The organism is Schinkia acidoalkalinis, from assembly GCF_054301215.1.
This window is the reverse complement of sequence record NZ_CP182573.1, coordinates 3,349,439-3,366,960: the sequence shown is the minus strand read 5'-3', so window position 1 is coordinate 3,366,960 and position 17,522 is coordinate 3,349,439. Positions and strand designations below refer to the sequence as shown.

The 17,522-nt window shown below is 37.5% G+C and carries 20 protein-coding genes and 7 tRNA genes; 3 read left to right on the top strand and 24 right to left on the bottom strand.

Annotated elements, in window-relative coordinates; translation table 11 throughout:
* Nucleotide 1: 1 nt before the first annotated feature.
* From ACNQFZ_RS17010 to ACNQFZ_RS16965, 10 genes are all read right to left on the bottom strand, one after another.
* Nucleotides 2-961 carry an ROK family glucokinase gene (locus tag ACNQFZ_RS17010; protein ID WP_458412497.1) on the bottom strand — a complete coding sequence of 320 codons (960 nt, stop codon included), beginning with the start codon at nt 959-961 and terminating at the stop codon, nt 2-4.
* A gap of 15 nt (nt 962-976) precedes the next feature.
* A complete protein-coding gene (locus ACNQFZ_RS17005) occupies nt 977-1,189 on the bottom strand; it encodes a YqgQ family protein (protein ID WP_458412496.1) in 213 nt (70 codons plus the stop codon).
* 114 nt (nt 1,190-1,303) lie between these two features.
* Entirely contained in the window at nt 1,304-2,707 is a 1,404-nt protein-coding gene (locus ACNQFZ_RS17000) for a spore germination protein (RefSeq protein WP_458415427.1), read from the bottom strand.
* Nucleotides 2,708-2,852: 145 nt separating this feature from the next.
* The gene (locus ACNQFZ_RS16995; protein ID WP_458412495.1) at nt 2,853-4,004 is read right to left on the bottom strand and encodes a rhomboid family intramembrane serine protease; all 1,152 of its coding nucleotides are present in this window, start codon (nt 4,002-4,004) and stop codon (nt 2,853-2,855) included.
* A 71-nt stretch (nt 4,005-4,075) separates the two neighbouring features.
* Nucleotides 4,076-4,261, bottom strand: a complete 186-nt coding sequence (locus ACNQFZ_RS16990; protein ID WP_458412494.1) for a hypothetical protein — start codon at nt 4,259-4,261, stop codon at nt 4,076-4,078.
* Between the two features lie 50 nt (nt 4,262-4,311).
* Nucleotides 4,312-5,328, bottom strand: coding sequence for a ThiF family adenylyltransferase (locus tag ACNQFZ_RS16985; protein WP_458412493.1), 1,017 nt, complete (start codon nt 5,326-5,328; stop codon nt 4,312-4,314).
* A 26-nt stretch (nt 5,329-5,354) separates the two neighbouring features.
* The gene (locus ACNQFZ_RS16980; protein WP_458412492.1) at nt 5,355-6,143 is read right to left on the bottom strand and encodes a DUF92 domain-containing protein; all 789 of its coding nucleotides are present in this window, start codon (nt 6,141-6,143) and stop codon (nt 5,355-5,357) included.
* Nucleotides 6,131-6,697, bottom strand: coding sequence for a 5-formyltetrahydrofolate cyclo-ligase (locus ACNQFZ_RS16975; RefSeq protein WP_458412491.1), 567 nt, complete (start codon nt 6,695-6,697; stop codon nt 6,131-6,133). Before ACNQFZ_RS16975 ends, ACNQFZ_RS16980 begins: the two co-directional genes overlap by 13 nt.
* A gap of 75 nt (nt 6,698-6,772) precedes the next feature.
* The gene (rpmG, locus tag ACNQFZ_RS16970; RefSeq protein WP_458412490.1) at nt 6,773-6,922 is read right to left on the bottom strand and encodes a 50S ribosomal protein L33; all 150 of its coding nucleotides are present in this window, start codon (nt 6,920-6,922) and stop codon (nt 6,773-6,775) included.
* Between the two features lie 130 nt (nt 6,923-7,052).
* On the bottom strand, nt 7,053-7,478 hold the full coding sequence (locus tag ACNQFZ_RS16965; RefSeq protein WP_458412489.1) for a hypothetical protein: 426 nt from the start codon (nt 7,476-7,478) through the stop codon (nt 7,053-7,055).
* A 556-nt stretch (nt 7,479-8,034) separates the two neighbouring features.
* On the opposite strand from ACNQFZ_RS16965, the gene ACNQFZ_RS16960 reads away from it, so the two are divergent.
* Nucleotides 8,035-8,283 (top strand): hypothetical protein, encoded by a 249-nt coding sequence (locus ACNQFZ_RS16960; protein WP_458412488.1) that lies wholly within the window; start codon nt 8,035-8,037, stop codon nt 8,281-8,283.
* A gap of 35 nt (nt 8,284-8,318) precedes the next feature.
* Nucleotides 8,319-8,879: a hypothetical protein gene (locus tag ACNQFZ_RS16955; RefSeq protein WP_458412487.1), complete on the top strand. Its 561-nt coding sequence runs from the start codon at nt 8,319-8,321 to the stop codon at nt 8,877-8,879.
* A gap of 22 nt (nt 8,880-8,901) precedes the next feature.
* Here ACNQFZ_RS16955 and phoU read toward each other — a convergent pair whose 3' ends face one another.
* From phoU to ACNQFZ_RS16885, 14 genes are all read right to left on the bottom strand, one after another.
* Nucleotides 8,902-9,561, bottom strand: a complete 660-nt coding sequence (gene phoU / locus ACNQFZ_RS16950; RefSeq protein WP_458412486.1) for a phosphate signaling complex protein PhoU — start codon at nt 9,559-9,561, stop codon at nt 8,902-8,904.
* Nucleotides 9,562-9,599: 38 nt separating this feature from the next.
* A complete protein-coding gene (gene pstB / locus ACNQFZ_RS16945) occupies nt 9,600-10,379 on the bottom strand; it encodes a phosphate ABC transporter ATP-binding protein PstB (protein WP_458415426.1) in 780 nt (259 codons plus the stop codon).
* A gap of 74 nt (nt 10,380-10,453) precedes the next feature.
* Nucleotides 10,454-11,338 (bottom strand): phosphate ABC transporter permease PstA, encoded by an 885-nt coding sequence (gene pstA, locus ACNQFZ_RS16940; protein ID WP_458412485.1) that lies wholly within the window; start codon nt 11,336-11,338, stop codon nt 10,454-10,456.
* A 1-nt stretch (nt 11,339) separates the two neighbouring features.
* Nucleotides 11,340-12,269 (bottom strand): phosphate ABC transporter permease subunit PstC, encoded by a 930-nt coding sequence (gene pstC / locus ACNQFZ_RS16935; RefSeq protein WP_458412484.1) that lies wholly within the window; start codon nt 12,267-12,269, stop codon nt 11,340-11,342.
* An 81-nt stretch (nt 12,270-12,350) separates the two neighbouring features.
* A complete protein-coding gene (locus tag ACNQFZ_RS16930) occupies nt 12,351-13,343 on the bottom strand; it encodes a PstS family phosphate ABC transporter substrate-binding protein (protein WP_458412483.1) in 993 nt (330 codons plus the stop codon).
* Nucleotides 13,344-13,474: 131 nt separating this feature from the next.
* The gene (locus ACNQFZ_RS16925) at nt 13,475-14,776 is read right to left on the bottom strand and encodes an MFS transporter (protein WP_458412482.1); all 1,302 of its coding nucleotides are present in this window, start codon (nt 14,774-14,776) and stop codon (nt 13,475-13,477) included.
* 130 nt (nt 14,777-14,906) lie between these two features.
* The gene (locus ACNQFZ_RS16920) at nt 14,907-15,518 is read right to left on the bottom strand and encodes a superoxide dismutase (protein ID WP_458412481.1); all 612 of its coding nucleotides are present in this window, start codon (nt 15,516-15,518) and stop codon (nt 14,907-14,909) included.
* Between the two features lie 246 nt (nt 15,519-15,764).
* Nucleotides 15,765-15,837, bottom strand: a tRNA-Phe gene (locus tag ACNQFZ_RS16915).
* 25 nt (nt 15,838-15,862) lie between these two features.
* Nucleotides 15,863-15,939: transfer RNA gene (locus tag ACNQFZ_RS16910), tRNA-Met, on the bottom strand.
* A gap of 28 nt (nt 15,940-15,967) precedes the next feature.
* Nucleotides 15,968-16,060 (bottom strand) — tRNA-Ser (locus tag ACNQFZ_RS16905).
* Nucleotides 16,061-16,078: 18 nt separating this feature from the next.
* Nucleotides 16,079-16,155: transfer RNA gene (locus ACNQFZ_RS16900), tRNA-Ile, on the bottom strand.
* A gap of 18 nt (nt 16,156-16,173) precedes the next feature.
* Nucleotides 16,174-16,249 (bottom strand) — tRNA-His (locus ACNQFZ_RS16895).
* Nucleotides 16,250-16,278: 29 nt separating this feature from the next.
* Nucleotides 16,279-16,352 (bottom strand) — tRNA-Met (locus tag ACNQFZ_RS16890).
* Between the two features lie 7 nt (nt 16,353-16,359).
* Nucleotides 16,360-16,434: transfer RNA gene (locus tag ACNQFZ_RS16885), tRNA-Asn, on the bottom strand.
* A gap of 205 nt (nt 16,435-16,639) precedes the next feature.
* Between ACNQFZ_RS16885 and ACNQFZ_RS16880 the strand changes: the two genes are divergently transcribed.
* Nucleotides 16,640-17,434, top strand: coding sequence for a DUF1189 domain-containing protein (locus ACNQFZ_RS16880; protein ID WP_458412480.1), 795 nt, complete (start codon nt 16,640-16,642; stop codon nt 17,432-17,434).
* Nucleotides 17,435-17,522 lie beyond the last annotated feature (88 nt).

Sequence of the window (17,522 nt, the reverse complement as noted above, 5' to 3'; positions counted from 1 at the left end):
ATCAACCGCGATATTTCGCTAGCCATGCACCACCAATGACTCCTGCATCATTGCCAAGGGTAGCCACTCTTAACTCTGTCCCTTCATAGACACGAGGCAAGGCAAACTGGCTAAAGTATTTCGTTATTAAATCTAATAGGATCGTTCCCGCCTTCGAAACCCCCCCACCAATCACAATCTTGCTCGGATTGATTGTGTTTGCAATATTAGCTAATGAGAGCCCTAAATAAAAGCATGCTGTGTTAACTACCTTTAAGGCAAAAGCATCTTTTTTCGAAGCAGCCTCGATAATCATCTTAGCTGAAAGCTTTCCAGACTGTTGATATTCTATCGCCAACATACTATCGGTATGGCGGTCTAAGCCGTCCTTTGCTAGTCTAACCATCCCTGTTGCTGAAGAAATTGTTTCGAGACAGCCGTTTTTTCCACAATTACACAATAATCCATTCTCCGTAATAACAGTGATGTGACCAATTTCACCTGCCATCCCATTAACGCCATGAACAATTTCCCCGTTCATAATAATACCGCCGCCAATGCCGGTGCCGATGGTTATGCATAATAAATCCCTTGAGCCAGCCCCAGCACCTTTCCACATCTCGCCAATGGCCGCCACGTTGGCATCATTATCGATCACAACAGGAAGCTGAAGTTTTTCCTCAAGCTCATTTTTAATATCGATATTTTTCCAGCCTAAATTAATTGCTTCGTAAATAAAGCCGGTATCCATATCCATAAAAGCGGGTACACCCATCCCAATTCCTTTTATATTGGTTATATTTTGCTTGCATTCCTGAAGCTTAAATAAGATTGAGTGGGCTATATCTCGAATGATATTTTTACCGTCATTTGATACATCTGTTGGTATGGCCCATTTATGCAAAATATCACCGTTAACCGAAATAAATGCAAGCTTTATAGTTGTTCCACCTACATCTACACCAACCAGCCATTTTTCCATCGGCCTCACCCTTTATTAATGCAGATTTTTCTTTTTTGCTTTTTCTCGTTCAATTTCTTGACGCAGCAGCAATAAGGCCATTTGAAAATCCTTCACATCAATAAATTGTGACTTATACAATTCCCGCACCTCGTCTTCCATTAGTTCCAAATCTGCGATACGGTCTCCAACATAAATGAAAGTCCCAAAACGCTTTAATAGTTGTTGAATATCGTAAATAGTCCTCACCCTTGAAGCATCTCCTAACCGACTATGTATTATATGTACTCCCTTAAGTATATTAAAAATGAAGAACTTTAGCCACTTGAAAACAAAAAGGAGCTCTCCTTTTGAGAGAACTCCTTATCGATCCGGATCTTGGGGATGTAAGATTGTCGGTCTTCGTTTTTTTAAAGGAATCGGTGATCTAAACAATACATCTTTAAAAGCTTTATATGAAAATGGGATAAATGGCCAAAAATACGGAGTCTGAAATGACTTCATTCTTACCATCAAAATGATCCATAGCGTTATGGCAATAATATAACCAATAAGACCAAACCATCCCGCCATAAACAAAAATCCAATCCGGACTAAGCGGTTTGCTAAGCTCATTTCATAGCTAGGCGTTGCAAATGTTCCAATTGCAACAATTGCAATATACAGAACAGACTCATTTGTAAACAAACCGACCTCAACAGCTACTTGCCCAATCATGAGTGCTGCCACTAGACCAAGCGCTGTGGCAAGTGAAGTAGGTGTATGGACAGCAGCCATCCTTAAGATGTCAACTCCAATCTCAGCTATAATTAATTGAATTAATAGTGGGACATCACCAGGGTCATTCGGGCCAATAAATTTTAATTGACTTGGCAAATACTCTGGGTGAACGGAGAACAAATACCATAGCGGCAACAAAAACAAAGATGCCCATATAGCAATGAAACGTACTAGCCGCAAGTAAGCACCAACAATTGGCTTTTGGCGATACTCTTCTGCATGCTGCATATGATGCCAAAATGTCGTCGGTGCTATCATAACACTTGGAGAACCATCAATAATAATAATGACATGTCCCTCAAAAAGATGGGAGGCTGCCGTATCCGGCCGCTCCGTATAGCGAACAATTGGATATGGATTAAAATGGCGGCCTCCAATAAATTCCTCAATTGTTTTTTCTGCCATAGGCAAGCCATCCGTATCGATTTTCTCCAAGGAGTCTTTAATTTCCTTTACAAGGTCAGGGTCGGCTATATCTTCTATGTAACAAATAACGACATCCGTTTTCGAACGTCTCCCAATTTGCATTGGTTCCATTCTTAATGACCTATCGCGGACTCTTCTTCTCGTCAACGCCGTGTTAAAAACGATGGTTTCAACAAAACCATCTCTTGAACCGCGGACAACTCGCTCCGTATCCGGTTCTTCAAGTCCTCGTACAGGATATGTTCTAGCATCTATTAAAATAACCTCATCAATGCCATCAATAACCAATGCTGTTGGACCTGCCAATACAGTATCAATAACAACATCTAAATCCTTCTCTTTATTAACTTCAACATAAGGGATGTAGGTTTTTAGCATCTTTTCTAAAGGAGCCGGCTCAAGGTCCTCCGGTGTTAGTCTGGCAAAAAACTTCTGCAATAAATGCAAAAGATCATCTTTTGCAAGACCATCAATTAGAAACAACGCCATCTTACGGCCTGCATAATCCAGATCAAGATAAATAATATCAAAGCTTTTTCCTACTCCCATTTGCTCTTTCATATAGGCGACATTTGCATCAATTTGGGAATGTGCAGGATGTTTGATTTCTGTATTTTTTGACAATGTATGTCCTCCTCACATTGGCAATCTCCTAAGTTCCATCATTAACCAATATAAAAAGAAACATACATTATTTGTTTTCTATTTATCCACGAAAACCGAAATACAATGCTGCTGCAGTTATGAAAAACAAGAGCAAAAACGCCCCAATCTGCCTGCCTATAAGCAATTTATGCTTTGGTAAATGAACGATGGCAGAAGCTAAAAATCCACCAATAAGACCGCCAATATGAGCACTATTATCCACCACCGGTACAAGGAAGCCAAAAGCAAGATTGATAGCTAAGACACCAAAAATATTCGCTCCCATTGTTCTGTAAAATAACGAGGGATGAACGACCCCAAAATACAAAAGAGCGCCAAAACAGCCAAAAATAGCGCCAGAGGCACCTGCAGATACTGAAGTACTAAATGCAAAGCTGGAAACTGCCCCAGCTATACCGGCTGCAAAATAAATAAGGGAAAAACGCCAAGTTCCAAAAATTCTTTCTACGGACAATCCCAAATAATATAAAGCCATCATATTCATAGCCAAATGCAAAAAGCCTATATGTAAAAACATCGGCGTAATAAACCGCCACCAATCACCAGCTAAAATAAGAGGATTATATTTGGCCCCAAATTTAATTAATGTTTCGATGTCAGTACTTGAACCAACCCATTCTAATAACAAAAACATGATGACATTAACAGCTACCAATCCATAAGTCAATGAAGGTTTATTAGCAAATAGAAGATTTTTTTCCGCTTGTATTCTCATTTTTTCTGTCCGGCGAATAGCTTGCATGAAAAAAACAGGATCTTCATCACTTGCTAATAAACTTTTTAAATCAGTCACCGGTAAATTTAATTGTTTAAATAGCTTGCTAAGCTCAGCCTCGCGATTACCTAACTCTATTAATATTGTTTCTACATTTGAATTGTCCACTTGATGTCCCCAATCATCAACAGGTGGATAAGTTGAAAAATAGATATTATAGGCTTTCATTTTTTTGCGATTGGATTGTTTTTTATATTTACTAATTACTTGAGATGTTTGTTCTATATCGCGTTCAATCCAATTTCCCCAATCAATATCATAACGGAGCAATCGAATCATTTTCTTGTCGCGAAGTTCCAACAATTCCAACCAAACTTCACCATGTTCATTGAGTTTTAACACCCGATATCCATGATTTGTTACTAATTCATAGGCTAAACGCCAAAATAATTGATCTTGACTAATTGAGCTATACAAAATCGCCTCACCTACTTTCAATACCTATTATAATAAAAAAAGGTGTGGTTTATAAACCAACACCTCTCGTTTTATTGAAATCGAAACATTTGGCCAACCATACGCTCACGCACAAATGGAATTTGCATGAATGACTTTACTGCCATTTTTCGTAACCAAGGCTGCCCCAAAACGGCATTCATTAACCGATAACGGTATTGATAAATAAAAATCGAGGCAACTGCTAATAAGATGATACGCATTAAGGAATTTTGCATGGTCGATCCCTCCTACTACTTATCATCCCAAAAAAAGCAATTTTTATCCCTCAAAGGCCAATATACCGTGAGTACAATGTTTTTGCCCGTACTTGGTCCTCTGTTCCTTGGACCAATGTCCTTCCATCAGGAAATAAAACAAGCCGTTCTCCCTCTGGTAATTCTACTTTCAACAAAAATGGAGTCTTTTGTATAGCCCCGATTGGTTTTAGACGTTCAGCCCATTCCTCTAAATTAAACTTTCGATCACCTTGAATTTGTACGGTCTCCCTGCCGCATAGTACGGTAAACATATCTTTCTCAGCTAAATTTAAGGCAGGGTACTCATGTTTTTGGCATGTTGGACAATCAACTTTTGGCTTTGAAAACTTCATATCATAGTTATAATTATTCCATATATCAAGAGTAAGCAAACTATTGCGGCATTTAGCCTGTTCACCAACAAGAAATTTCAACGCCTCCACAACCTCTAGCGATGCAACAATATCAACAATCGGCGAAATAACTCCAATTGTATCACAAGTTTGACCGCCTTGATCGCTGGATGAAATAAAACATCGTAAGCATGGCGTTTCATTCGGAATAAAGATTGCAGACATCCCTCTAGAGCTTACTGCACCTCCGTAAACAAAAGGGATCCCTTGCTTAAAGCAGGCATCATTCAATAAAAATCTTGTTTGAAAATTATCTGTGCCATCCACAACAATATCAATTCCATTAAGCAATTCTTCAATATTTCGAGGAGAAACGTCTGCAACAATGGCTTCAATTTTAATGTCCGAGTTTATCTTAGTTAGCTTATTTTTAGCCGCAATCGCCTTTGGTAACGCGGCTTCAACATCATCTTCATCAAATAACATTTGCCTTTGCAAGTTGCTTTTTTCAACATAGTCACGATCAACAAAGCGAACAAGGCCGATTCCAGCTCTAACGAAATGATTGGCCAATGCTGTCCCAAGGGCCCCCATGCCAACAATCAGAACTGAACTGTTTTTAAGCTTCTGTTGGCCGACTTCCCCAATCGGTGTAAACAGCATTTGTCTTGAATATCTTGTATAATCCGTCATTATTATTCAACTCCATTACTTACTAGTTACAGCAAAAAAAGAATAAGCAGTGAGCCCAAGGCTATTGATAAAAAATTTACTGTATCATTGTTAAACATCAGAAAACCACTTTTACGAATGGTCCTTACCTGACAATGCATCGTCTTTTCGGTGATCAGTCCACAATTCGGACATACATATGTAACTTGGACAGTTGCACCTAAGATGGTATCGAATAGATTCCCGATAAAGCCAACAATGGCAATCATAATTCCTGCTTTAAGTGGCAGTTCGCTCCAAAGTAAAAGCCCAATGATTCCAATCAAGAATGCACCACATAAGGCAGCTAAAGTCCCCAATAGGGACACAGCCCCCGACGTTCCAGCATCCACTTTTCGGAAGGTAAGTATATGGATAGGCTGCCTCTTACTGATCGAACCAATTTCAGATGCCCATGTATCAGAATTTGCCGTTGCCAGTGCGCAAATAAACATATACAGTAAAAGCTCACTATGAAACATTAGGTAAAGTAAACTTAAAATGGCTGGAACCCCGCCGTTTGCAAAAACTTGAACAGCATCCCGTGCCCCGCTTTTTTTTAATTTATCTTCGACCCGCTGCTTTTTCTCCAGTTTAAACTTACTCCATAAACTAGAAGTTACAAAAAAAGCGCCCAATAGAACTAATCCTTTAAATCCAAAGGCTGCTATTATTGCCAAGCCAACCAATACGGACGCAAATGCTCCGGACCTTGTTAGTGATTTTTCTTTAAAACCTAGAAATGTAGCTATTACCACAACCAAAAATAAAAGGAAATCACTGATTATGAACGACATACAATGACCTGTTTATTCGTAATTAGCGTATCGACAGGAATATCATGCTCTTCAAGAGGGAGTTCACCAAGAAGTTGCACTTCAAAGGCCAATGCAGCAGTTCTACCCTCGTATTTACTTAAAAAACGGTCATAATAACCGCCGCCAAAACCAATTCGATAGCCTTCTTTGTTATAAACTAAGCCTGGAACCAAGAGGAAATCAATATCATTTGCAGAAACGGCAGTTGTTTCACTTTCCTTCGGTTCTTCTAAGCCATAGTAGACAATCTCCAATTGGTCAAAGGAATGTAAAACTCGGAAGGTCATTTCCTTTGTTCCCGGGTCGCATTTCGGTACAACTATGCGTTTCCCTTGTTCCCAGCCCTTTTCGATAATAGTCTTTGTTGCAACCTCTCTCTTTCTAGAAATGGTAATGCCGATTGTATTAGCAGCAATCCAATCCTGAGAATTATAAAGAAGAGCTGCGATGTCACTAGACCACTGGTTGATAACATCACCTGACAGTTGTTGAAGTTTTACTTTCATCATCTGTCTTATTTCGCTTTTGTTCATTTTTTTCAGCCTCCCCCAGATTGTTTTTCCAAGGATATATGTAAAAAAAACAGTAGGAATTAAATCCCTACTGTTTTATTTTGTTTCACGATGTAATGTGTGAGTTTTGCATGCTGGACAATATTTTTTTAACTCAATACGTTCAGTATTGTTACGCTTATTTTTTGTTGTAATATAGTTACGATGTCCGCTTTCTGTGCAAGCTAATGTGACGTTAACACGCATGAATATCCCTCCAGACCTTCATTCAAAGTTCATATATATTATCATCTTTCGTCATAAAAATATAAAATAGTGCAAATGACGAGTTCTCAGACTTAAATATAATAACAAATATTAAAGATATATTCAACCCTTAATTGCTAAGTGGAATAATCTTGTCATTACTAAAGTCGTTTTCAATCAACTCCCTTATAAGCCGTTCCGGGTTATTTTTCACGAACTCATTTTTTCTATTTATTTTATTTAAATCTTTACCAAGAACGGCCCAATAATAGCCATGTTTAATTTCATATGGCAACAAAGTAGTTTCTAAAGAAAAGGCACTCTCAATTTGGCCCGCTGAAATTGGGTTATATGGAAGGATTCCGTTTTCTATATTAACGACCTGTTTATTCTCTAAATTATTTTTCTGCCATGTTGTATACTGGGATATTCCTTTCCCATCCAACAATCCATTAAACAGAAAATAGGTGCCTTCATATTCATGATACAGTGTTCGATTACCCATGCTAAAAAAAGCTGTCCCATTCCTTTCTTCGTAATTCTGTTGAAAAAACAAGGCTACATCCTGCTTTACTATCGAGTCATTGAATAAAGTTATTTTCTTTAAATATAAGCATTGATCTAAATAGGTAAAATCCTCCACTTCAAGTTGCAGTGAATGTTTCTCGCTTTTTGCTGAAGCATAAGTTAGGTTTTGCTAAGAATTTGATACACCTATATTCCAATGTAAATCTTTGCCCCATTCTATTCCATTCCGTTTACTCCATATTCCGATATTTTTATTGATTATTTTATGTTTAATCATCTATAACACCCTTAAGTTTATTTTTATTATTCATTCAATTCTTTGAAATCGCTTTCCACACATTGTACAATCTATCTTTTTCTTCTTATTGCTATGATAGCACCGTTCTGTTAACCACTACAACGAGGTGATTTTGTCGAAACGCTTGAACAGTTGATATAGCAATATAAAAAAATTACGATTATTTTTTATAATCCAAGATTCGACAATAGAGCTATTTTTTTTCACTGTTTGCTTCGCAAATTACTACAAATAAAGCTATAATGAATAAAGTATCAACTCGAATCGGAACTGGAGTGAACTATACATGCTTACTATAGAGACGGCCATCATTGGACTTTTCTCTTTCTCAATCGTTTTGTTAATCCTATCTTTTTTCAAAAAAGATAAATATAAAGAACTCGAAAATCAGATAGAAAATTTAACCATGGTTGTCATGCAGGAAAACTATCAAATGAAGAAAAAATTAAAAATATTAGAAGAAGAACTGCTTGGAAATGAGAACTTTACGACTCCATTGAATGAAAGATCGAATCGTGACGATATTATGGAATAAACCAAAGTGCAACAACTAGAAAAGGATGGAAACGAATGGCAAATAATTCTTTAAGAAGCTTCGCTTCGGGCATGGTAATTGCTACTTCGATTTTAACTGCTATCTATTATTTACAGCCCCAAGTAGAAAGAGAGCAGAAAATAATAGTAAAAGAAACTATAACAGACGATAAAGTACAGCAATACTTAAATGAAAAAGGGTATCTTTCAATTTCAAAACAGGAATATGATGATTTACTCGCTATAAAAACAAAAAGCAAGGAAAACGAAACAAAGGTAGTTCCTGGCCAAAAAGTACCTAAAACAGCAGCAAATCAAAATAATAACACTGCAACTAAGCCACAAAATCCACAAACAACCATACCTAATAATAGTGGGCAATCGCAAAAGTCTTATACATTAACAGTCAAGCCTGGAATGGACAGTATTCAAATTGCAACTTTGCTAGAAAAGGCTGGCATTATTGATGATGGCCGTAAATTTGACCAATTTTTAACGAAAAAGGATTGGACCGGTTCCATTCAAATTGGCACTTATAAACTAAACAGTTCAATGTCATTCGAAGAAATCGGTAAAATCATCACGAAAAAACGATAAAAAGGACTTTTGAAAGTCCTTTTTAATTATTTAACTCATATCGAATACCTTTTACGATGTAAAATACTCCTTCAGATATATTAGTGGCATAGTCTCCGATTCTTTCTATATATCTCGCAATAAAGGATAACTGTGTAATTTGCATAAATTCATCTTTATTATCTACTGATAACTGTAAAAATGTTTTGATTGTGTCGCCATATAATTGATCGACATCATCATCCATGTCTGCAATTTTTTTGGCGAGAACAACATCTTCCTCAAAGAAAGCTTTAAACGATAGTGACAACATTTCCTTAGCGATTGTAAACATTTTTTGCAATGATTCGTCAGGCACTTTATGTTTCGTTTCACCGATTCTAATCACCGATTTGGCTATATTAACGGCATAATCAGCAACCCTTTCCAAATCGGAAGAAATTTTTATAGCGACGATGATTCTACGTAAATCAACAGCCACCGGTGCTTCCCTTGCAATTAATACGATTGCTAAGTCATTAATTTCCTCTTCAAGATGGTCGATATAGGAATCTTCATCAATGACTTGAATCGCACTCTCTATATCGTTCTTTTTTAAGGCGGTCATTGACTTCAAGAAAGCATTTTCAGCAAGACCTCCGAGTTCAAGCACCTTTTCATTTAATTGTTTAAGTTTCAAATCAAAATTTTCTCTAAGCGCCATCGTTTTTCTCTCCCCTTAATTAAGCATCCCAATTTGTATTATCCAAAACGACCTGTAATATAATCTTCCGTTCTCCTATCCTTCGGTTTAGAGAAAATCTGATCGGTAGGCTCATACTCGATGACCTCACCGCTTAGGAAAAATGCGGTTCGATCAGAAATACGAGCGGCCTGCTGCATATTATGGGTAACAATAACAATACTATAATTTTTCTTTAATTCCTGGCACAATTCTTCAACTTTTAAAGTAGAAATAGGGTCAAGCGCAGATGTTGGTTCATCCATTAAAATAACATCCGGTTCAATAGCGAGACATCTTGCAATACAAATACGCTGCTGTTGACCGCCCGATAAACCATAGGCATTTTCATGAAGGCGATCCTTTACCTCATCCCATATAGCTGCACCACGTAAACTTTTTTCTACAATCTCATCTAATATTTTCCGGTCACGGATACCATGAATTCTCGGACCGTATGCAATATTGTCATAGATGGATTTTGGAAATGGGTTTGGCTTTTGGAAGACCATTCCGACGCGGGTCCGCAGTTCTTCAACCTGAAAGGACTTATCAAATATATTTTGTCCACGGTATAAAATTTCTCCAGAGGTTTGCACACTCGGAATCATTTCCACCATGCGATTCAAGGTTTTTAGATAGGTTGACTTTCCACAACCTGACGGGCCGATAATCGCAGTAACTTCATTTTCATAAATAGTAAGATTTATAAGTTTTAAGGCAAGGTCAGCGCCATACCATAAATTCAAGTCTTTTGTGTCAAAAATCGTTTTTCTAAGTGGTTGAACATCGTTTTTCATTTTTAAGGACTCGTCCTTTCCTGTATCAGAAACATATTTTTTTTCGATAACAGAAATCATAGAATTTCCTCCAATTAATATCGTTTTTGAAATTTATTTCGAATGATGATGGCAATTGAATTCATAACAAATAAAACTAGTAGTAAAACTACAATTGTTGCTGCCGCAAGATGTGCGTATTCTGCTGTTAAGACTGAATCAACTGTCCAATAATAGATTTGCATTGGCAATGCCGTAAAATCATCGAGAATATTGTCAGGCACCGGCATAATTAGCGCTGGAATTCCCAGGACAACTAATGGTGCAGTTTCACCAATCGCTCTTGAAAGTGCAAGGATCACTCCGGTTAAGATCCCAGGCAATGCGGCTGGTAAGACCACGTTTTTTGTTGTTTGCCATTTAGTCGCACCCATACCATAAGAAGCTTCTCTTAAGAATTGAGGTACAGATCGTATCGCTTCCTGACTGGCAACAACAACAACAGGAAGCACTAACAGAGACATCGTGAGACCTCCCGCTAAAATACTTGACCCTAAATTCAGCATTCTACCAAATACCGTTAATCCTAAAAGTCCAAAGATGACAGAAGGAACACCGGCTAGATTCGAAATATTAGTCTGAATGAAGGACTGAAATCTACCCTTTTTGGCATACTCTTCAAGATAAATGGCAGTACCAATCCCTAAAAACATGGTAATAGGCGCTACAACTACCATTAGCCACAATGTTCCAATAAGTACACCTTTAATGCCTGCCCTTTCTGCACTCATGGAAAGTTTACTTGTAAGAAATTGCCAGTCCAACCAACCAATACTATCCACAACTACTCGATAAATTAATATTGCTAGAACAACAAGCGCAAATAATGTAGAAAGGAAGAATATATTTTTAATCAGTTTATTTTTAAAAATACGATTTCTTATTCTCTTGTTAACGATATTATAATCGATATATTTCATGCTAATATTCCTCCCTGAATTTCCGGGAAATAAATTGTGCTAATAAATTCATCAACAACGTGAAAACAAACAATGTAATTCCAACAGCATATAAACTGTAATAACCAACCGTTCCACTACCGGCGTCACCACTCGTGAATTCAACAATATATGCCGTCATCGTTTGCATTGGCTGGGTAATATCAAATGTGAAACCCTTGTTTGAGCCGCTGGCAATCGTGACAATCATTGTTTCTCCAATCGCCCTTGAAATAGCCAGCACAAATGATGCAATAATACCTGAAATGGCTGCTGGAATGACAACTTTTATCGCTACTTCAAATTTTGTTGCGCCAAGTGCCAGTGCACCTTCTCTCATAGCATTTGGAACTGCACTCATGGCATCTTCTGAAAGTGAAGCAACCAATGGGATGATCATGATCCCCATAACAATGCCTGGGCTTAGTGCGTTTACAGGCTCTAATGCGGGAATAAATTGTCTTAATAGGGGAGTAACAAATGTAAAAGCAAAGAAACCATAAACGATTGTAGGGATCCCTGCCAATACTTCAATTAGCGGTTTCAGTAGCTTTCTTACCTTATCGGTAGCATACTCACTCATAAAGATTGCGGTCGTCAAACCAATCGGTATCGCTACTAACATCGCAATAATCGTAGTGATAATCGTCCCATTAATTAAGGGAAGAATACCAAATGAAGGTTCTTTAGCTAGTGGTTCTAATTTAGTACTTGTGAAAAACTCTAGTATTGATACTTCTTTAAAAAATAAAATCGCTTCATAAATTAATGTAAAAACAATTCCAATTGTTGTTAGCACAGAAATGGAGGCGATTGAATACAAGATCACGGGTACTGATTTTTCGATAATCTTATTTTTACCCCGGCTTTTACTATTCTCAATAAGCTCTCTAACATTTACAGCTTTATGCAAGAAAACTGCTCCTCTCTAACATCTTGAGAAGGCGTGGCTGCCTTTAGTGGGCAGCCCCCTTCTTTAATCCTTTAATTCTTATTATTTAATCGCATTTAATTGGTCAAGATAGCCTTTTAATGTTTCTTGGTTCATTGGTGCAAATCCTGTTTCACCAGCAAAATCATCAGCATTTTCCACTACGAATTTTGCATAATCCAACACCTGTGGTTTTTCTTTTGCATAATTCACATTAAGATAAGTAAACACAGGGCGTGTGAATGGTGCATAATCTTTATCTTCGCCAATAGTGTCTAACTTTGGCGCAACTGGGCCATTGCCAAAGTCTACGTTAACAGCTTGTAATTTGTCGGTATTGCTTGCATAGTAACCATAGCCAAAATAAGCGATCGCATTTTTATCTTTAGATACCAAGTCTACTAATGTTGAATATTCTTGTTGTAGATTTATTGATTTAACTAATGGCTGTTCATCAAGAATGTTTTCAAAGAAAAATTCGTATGTTCCATGGTTTTCATTTGGTCCAAAAAACTTCACTTCTTCTTTCGGCCAATCAGGACGAATATCAGACCATAACACTTTATCATCCGCTTTTACTTTTCTAGAAGTAAACATCTTAATAATTTCTTCTTTCGTCATATCTTTTGCCCATGTATTTTCTTTATTAATAACAATCGTTAAGCCATCATAAGCAAGTTTCATTTCTAATACATTTTCACCCATCTTCATGCCTTTTTGTTCAAGCTGAGAAATTTCCTCATCTTTGATTGGTCTTGAAGCATCAGAGAAATCAAGTTCACCTGGAATAAACTTTTTAAAGCCCGCTGATGAACCTGCACGACCTACTTGAACACTTACGTTTTCTTGGGCTGTTGTCATATACTCTTCAGCAAGGCGTGCCATTAATGGATAAACAGTACCTGAACCATCAACAATAACGTCTCCTTCTAGTTCCGCTGTTCCCCCATCTTTTGCCTTGTCTGTATTAGTTTGTCCGCTACCACCACAAGCTGTTGCCAAAATGACAAAAGCCGACATTACTACCATTAATAAGAGATTTTTCATATTTTTCATTATTATGTTCCCCCTGAACAAAATATTGTTTTCCTCTTTACAACATTAACTTTAAAGGATTAGTGTTAACCCTGTTTAAACGGAATGTAAAGGTTTTGTAAATAAAAAGAAGAACACAAAAAATGTGTTCTTCAAACAGGTGAGCCGCTTTCTCCATCAGCCAACCTTCTTCTTGGCAGCGGCGAATATGTTTTTTCCTTAGTTTCACCAGGATTGGTTTTTTCAACATTAATTCTTTTTACAAAAAAGTAAATCAATAGATGTCCCGCCCCAATTATTGAAAGTAAAATTGGAATGCCCCGTTCCTCACTTAGTGAAGTGACAAGCAATAGAAAGAGCAGAATCGACACAACCCTTCCTGTATTAAGATATAATTCTCGGACAACAATGTATTCAATCCGCATTTCAGCTGCCATCCAACCCTTTCCAATCACATCATAAACGAGAGACATATACGGGACTAACAGTATTGGATAAGCGATTGCAATGACAACTGCATACATAATCAGCCTCCCGAAAGAAAGATCAAAGATAAGTAAAAATACACTGCCATACAGCAATAACCCACCTATAAGAATGGCTTTTATACGATGCTCGGGTTTAATAAATTTTGTAGCAAGAAAATAAAAAACAAAGGAAACTCCGGAGTTTACCAGGCCAAATGTTCCTAAAGCAAGCTCACTGTTGGTCGTAATATATACCCAGACCGAGATGACAAACATGACGGCACCTTCACGCAATCCTTGAAAAAATGCTGAATGTAAAATCCCTTGCCAGTTATGATTATTTTTTCTCTCGTGTAAAACACGTTTAAAGGAATATGATCCATGTGCCGGCCTCCTCTTTATAAACATACTTAAAAGGACAGCACTGATAAATAACCCAAGCGAGATGCTAAAAATGACCGTATAACCTGTAAATGCTTGTAAGCTGGAGATAATCCAACCTGCCAACATCGGACCAATCATGCCTGTCAAAGACGTTAAAACCCCAAAAAAGCCGTTAAAAAAATCTCGCGTCTCCGGTTCTGTAATCTCAAAGGTTAAAACATTGAATGCCAACCAATAAAATCCATAACCAACGCCTAACAGTCCGCCTAAGAGCAGCAAAAACCTTGAAGCATTATCTCCACTTGCAAGAACAGTTACATAAAAAATTGATAAAAAGATTACCCCTAATCTGAGGACAATGATCCGGTCAATTTTTTTTGCCCATTTCCCAGCCAAAATAAAAGTAATTGGCTGCATAACTACCACAGCTAAGTTATATAGGGCAATATCGATAAAGTTACCCGATTGCTTCCACAAATATACATTCACAAATGTGTTAGATAACGCAATACTTAATGCGTATAGCCCTCCAATTAGTAATAGGAAGACAATTTCTTTATTTACCTCTTTATGTCCTGTCATTCTTTCCAAAAATTGGTTCATTACTGACTCCCCTTTTCTTACTAGTAACTATTGTTCCAAAGAAAAGACGGGATATGCAATGAAATTTGTATAGAAAAAAAAGAAGCCAGCATAAGTGCTGACTTCCTTCATTTCATAAAATTTTGCTGCATTATTTTGCCGCGTTAAAACGCTTCGTTACTTCTTCCCAGTTCACTACGTTCCAGAATGCACCGATATAGTCAGGGCGACGGTTTTGATAGTTTAGGTAGTAAGCATGCTCCCAAACATCTAAACCAAGAATTGGTGTTTTCCCTTCTGATAATGGTGTATCTTGGTTTGGAGTACTTGTTACTTCTAGTTGACCATTGTTTACAACTAGCCAAGCCCAGCCGGATCCAAAACGTGTTGCCGCTGCTTTGTTGAATTCTTCTTGGAATTTTTCAAAGCTGCCAAATTTTTGGGCAATTGCATCAGCTAGTTCACCTGTTGGTGCACCGCCGCCATTTGGACTCATAACTGTCCAGAATAATGTGTGGTTGGCATGGCCGCCGCCATTGTTGCGAACTGCGGTACGAATTGCTTCAGGAACTGCATCAAGGTTTGCAACGATTTCTTCAACAGACTTGCTTTGTAACTCTTCATTACCTTCAAGTGCATTGTTTAAATTTGTAACATATGTGTTGTGATGTTTAGTGTGATGGATCTCCATAGTTCTTGCATCAATATGTGGTTCTAAGGCATCATACGCATAAGGTAATTGTGGTAATTCAAATTTTGCCATTATTAAATCTCCTCCTAAATTCCTATGTAAGGATTTTTTTAATTTAAGACTTTTTATACATTATAGTTTAAAAAGCATTTCTTACTTGTTACATTACCACTTCTTCCACAGTTTTTCAATTTTGAAACCTCAAAAATTACACAACAAGATTAATTTAGTCAATTGCGTAATTTATTATACTTTTTTTAAAATTATTTTAGAATGCACAAAAAAGACACCTAAATCAATTAGATGCCCTTTTCGTAGTGGCTCGAGACAGAATCGAACTGCCGACACGAGGATTTTCAGTCCTCTGCTCTACCGACTGAGCTATCGAGCCATTTCTCACTTATAAAGTTATGTATTGGTTGCGGGGGCAGGATTTGAACCTACGACCTTCGGGTTATGAGCCCGACGAGCTACCAGACTGCTCCACCCCGCGATGGTATAAGTAATTTAATCAAATTTAATGGAGGAGGAAGAGGGATTCGAACCCCCGCGCGGTTTAACCCGCCTGTCGGTTTTCAAGACCGATCCCTTCAGCCGGACTTGGGTATTCCTCCGTAGCCAATAAAGTAATATGGTGGACCCTGCAGGACTCGAACCTGCGACCGATCGGTTATGAGCCGATAGCTCTAACCAGCTGAGCTAAGGGTCCTTATATTTTTTTAATAGATGGGGCGACTGATGGGAATCGAACCCACGAATGCCGGAGCCACAATCCGGTGCGTTAACCACTTCGCCACAGTCGCCAAAGCAATATTCTTTGATGTAAGAAAGATAGCGGCGGAGGGGATCGAACCCCCGACCTTACGGGTATGAACCGTACGCTCTAGCCAGCTGAGCTACACCGCCATAATGATGGCTCCACAGGCAGGATTCGAACCTGCGACCGATCGGTTAACAGCCGATAGCTCTACCTCTGAGCTACTGTGGAATGTTTTAGCGACATTAATTATTATATTAAACAAAGAAACTAATGTCAACCTTTTTCAATTTGAACGATTTTATAAAAATTTAGAGATTTTTAACAACCGCTCAAATAATATATCATTTAAAAACTAAAAACTCAAGCTTATTTTCACTTGTATCTTTTGGAAGTAATGTATAATATATGCGATGAAAGGAAGTGTTATAGTAGCATGAATATATTTCAACAATTTCTTAAAAGCATCTATTCACCAAAAGATGTGGCCTTATTCCGTTTTCAAGGAATCGGCAAAACCATCAGCTATGTTTTCCTGTTAATGCTCATTTCTACAGTAATAACCGGAATCTCTATCAGTAACGACATGTTAAAATGGGTTTCATTAACGCATGAAAAGATTATAAACGAATTACCAGACTTCGAGCTTAAAAATGGCAAACTCTCTTCTAATTTAGATTCACCTATCATCGAGGAAAGCGATGGATTCACCTTCATATTTGATCCAACAGGAAAAGTAACGCTTGACGAAGTCACTACGCATAGAAATGCAATAGGATTGTTGCAGAAAGAAGCCGTTATCGTGAATGAATCTGAGAAGCAACAACTTCCATATTCTACTTTGGGAGATATAACATTAAATAAAAATAAACTAGTAAGTTTTACAAAACAATTAAATTCTATTATTTATGTCATTTTACCATTTCTATTTTTATTCATTTATTTATTTCAAACAAGTTTTAAATTCATCGGAATTTCTGTTTTAGCGGCCATTGGATTATTTCTTGCTAAACAATTCAACCGAAAGCTGCGTTACAATAGCCTTTGGATTCTATCAGCTTATGCCGTGACGATTCCGACCCTATTTTTCGCAATTACTGATGCTTTGAAAATTTTAATTCCTTTTGCTTTTTTACTTTATTGGGTCACTGCCACGATTGTTTTATACTTGATTATCGTTGAAATCCCTAAAGCGAAAACGCCAATGAATAGAGAACAGCCGCCTGAATAGGTGGCTGTTTTTTAGGAAAATTATAATAGTAATTAAATTACATAATTGTATAACGAATAATAATTTATAAGGGGTGTTAACCATTGGC

Coding starts and splice junctions, on each gene's coding strand:
- ACNQFZ_RS17010 (WP_458412497.1), bottom strand. CDS start 961: ATGGAAAAATGGCTGGTTGGTGTAGATGTAGGTGGAACAACTATAAAG.
- ACNQFZ_RS17000 (WP_458415427.1), bottom strand. CDS start 2,707: ATGAAAGAGCAAATGGGAGTAGGAAAAAGCTTTGATATTATTTATCTT.
- ACNQFZ_RS16990 (WP_458412494.1), bottom strand. CDS start 4,261: ATGCAAAATTCCTTAATGCGTATCATCTTATTAGCAGTTGCCTCGATT.
- ACNQFZ_RS16985 (WP_458412493.1), bottom strand. CDS start 5,328: ATGACGGATTATACAAGATATTCAAGACAAATGCTGTTTACACCGATT.
- ACNQFZ_RS16980 (WP_458412492.1), bottom strand. CDS start 6,143: ATGTCGTTCATAATCAGTGATTTCCTTTTATTTTTGGTTGTGGTAATA.
- ACNQFZ_RS16975 (WP_458412491.1), bottom strand. CDS start 6,697: ATGAACAAAAGCGAAATAAGACAGATGATGAAAGTAAAACTTCAACAA.
- rpmG (WP_458412490.1), bottom strand. CDS start 6,922: ATGCGTGTTAACGTCACATTAGCTTGCACAGAAAGCGGACATCGTAAC.
- ACNQFZ_RS16960 (WP_458412488.1), top strand. CDS start 8,035: ATGCTTACTATAGAGACGGCCATCATTGGACTTTTCTCTTTCTCAATC.
- ACNQFZ_RS16955 (WP_458412487.1), top strand. CDS start 8,319: ATGGCAAATAATTCTTTAAGAAGCTTCGCTTCGGGCATGGTAATTGCT.
- phoU (WP_458412486.1), bottom strand. CDS start 9,561: ATGGCGCTTAGAGAAAATTTTGATTTGAAACTTAAACAATTAAATGAA.
- pstB (WP_458415426.1), bottom strand. CDS start 10,379: ATGAAAAACGATGTTCAACCACTTAGAAAAACGATTTTTGACACAAAA.
- pstA (WP_458412485.1), bottom strand. CDS start 11,338: ATGAAATATATCGATTATAATATCGTTAACAAGAGAATAAGAAATCGT.
- ACNQFZ_RS16930 (WP_458412483.1), bottom strand. CDS start 13,343: ATGAAAAATATGAAAAATCTCTTATTAATGGTAGTAATGTCGGCTTTT.
- ACNQFZ_RS16925 (WP_458412482.1), bottom strand. CDS start 14,776: ATGAACCAATTTTTGGAAAGAATGACAGGACATAAAGAGGTAAATAAA.
- ACNQFZ_RS16920 (WP_458412481.1), bottom strand. CDS start 15,518: ATGGCAAAATTTGAATTACCACAATTACCTTATGCGTATGATGCCTTA.
- ACNQFZ_RS16880 (WP_458412480.1), top strand. CDS start 16,640: ATGAATATATTTCAACAATTTCTTAAAAGCATCTATTCACCAAAAGAT.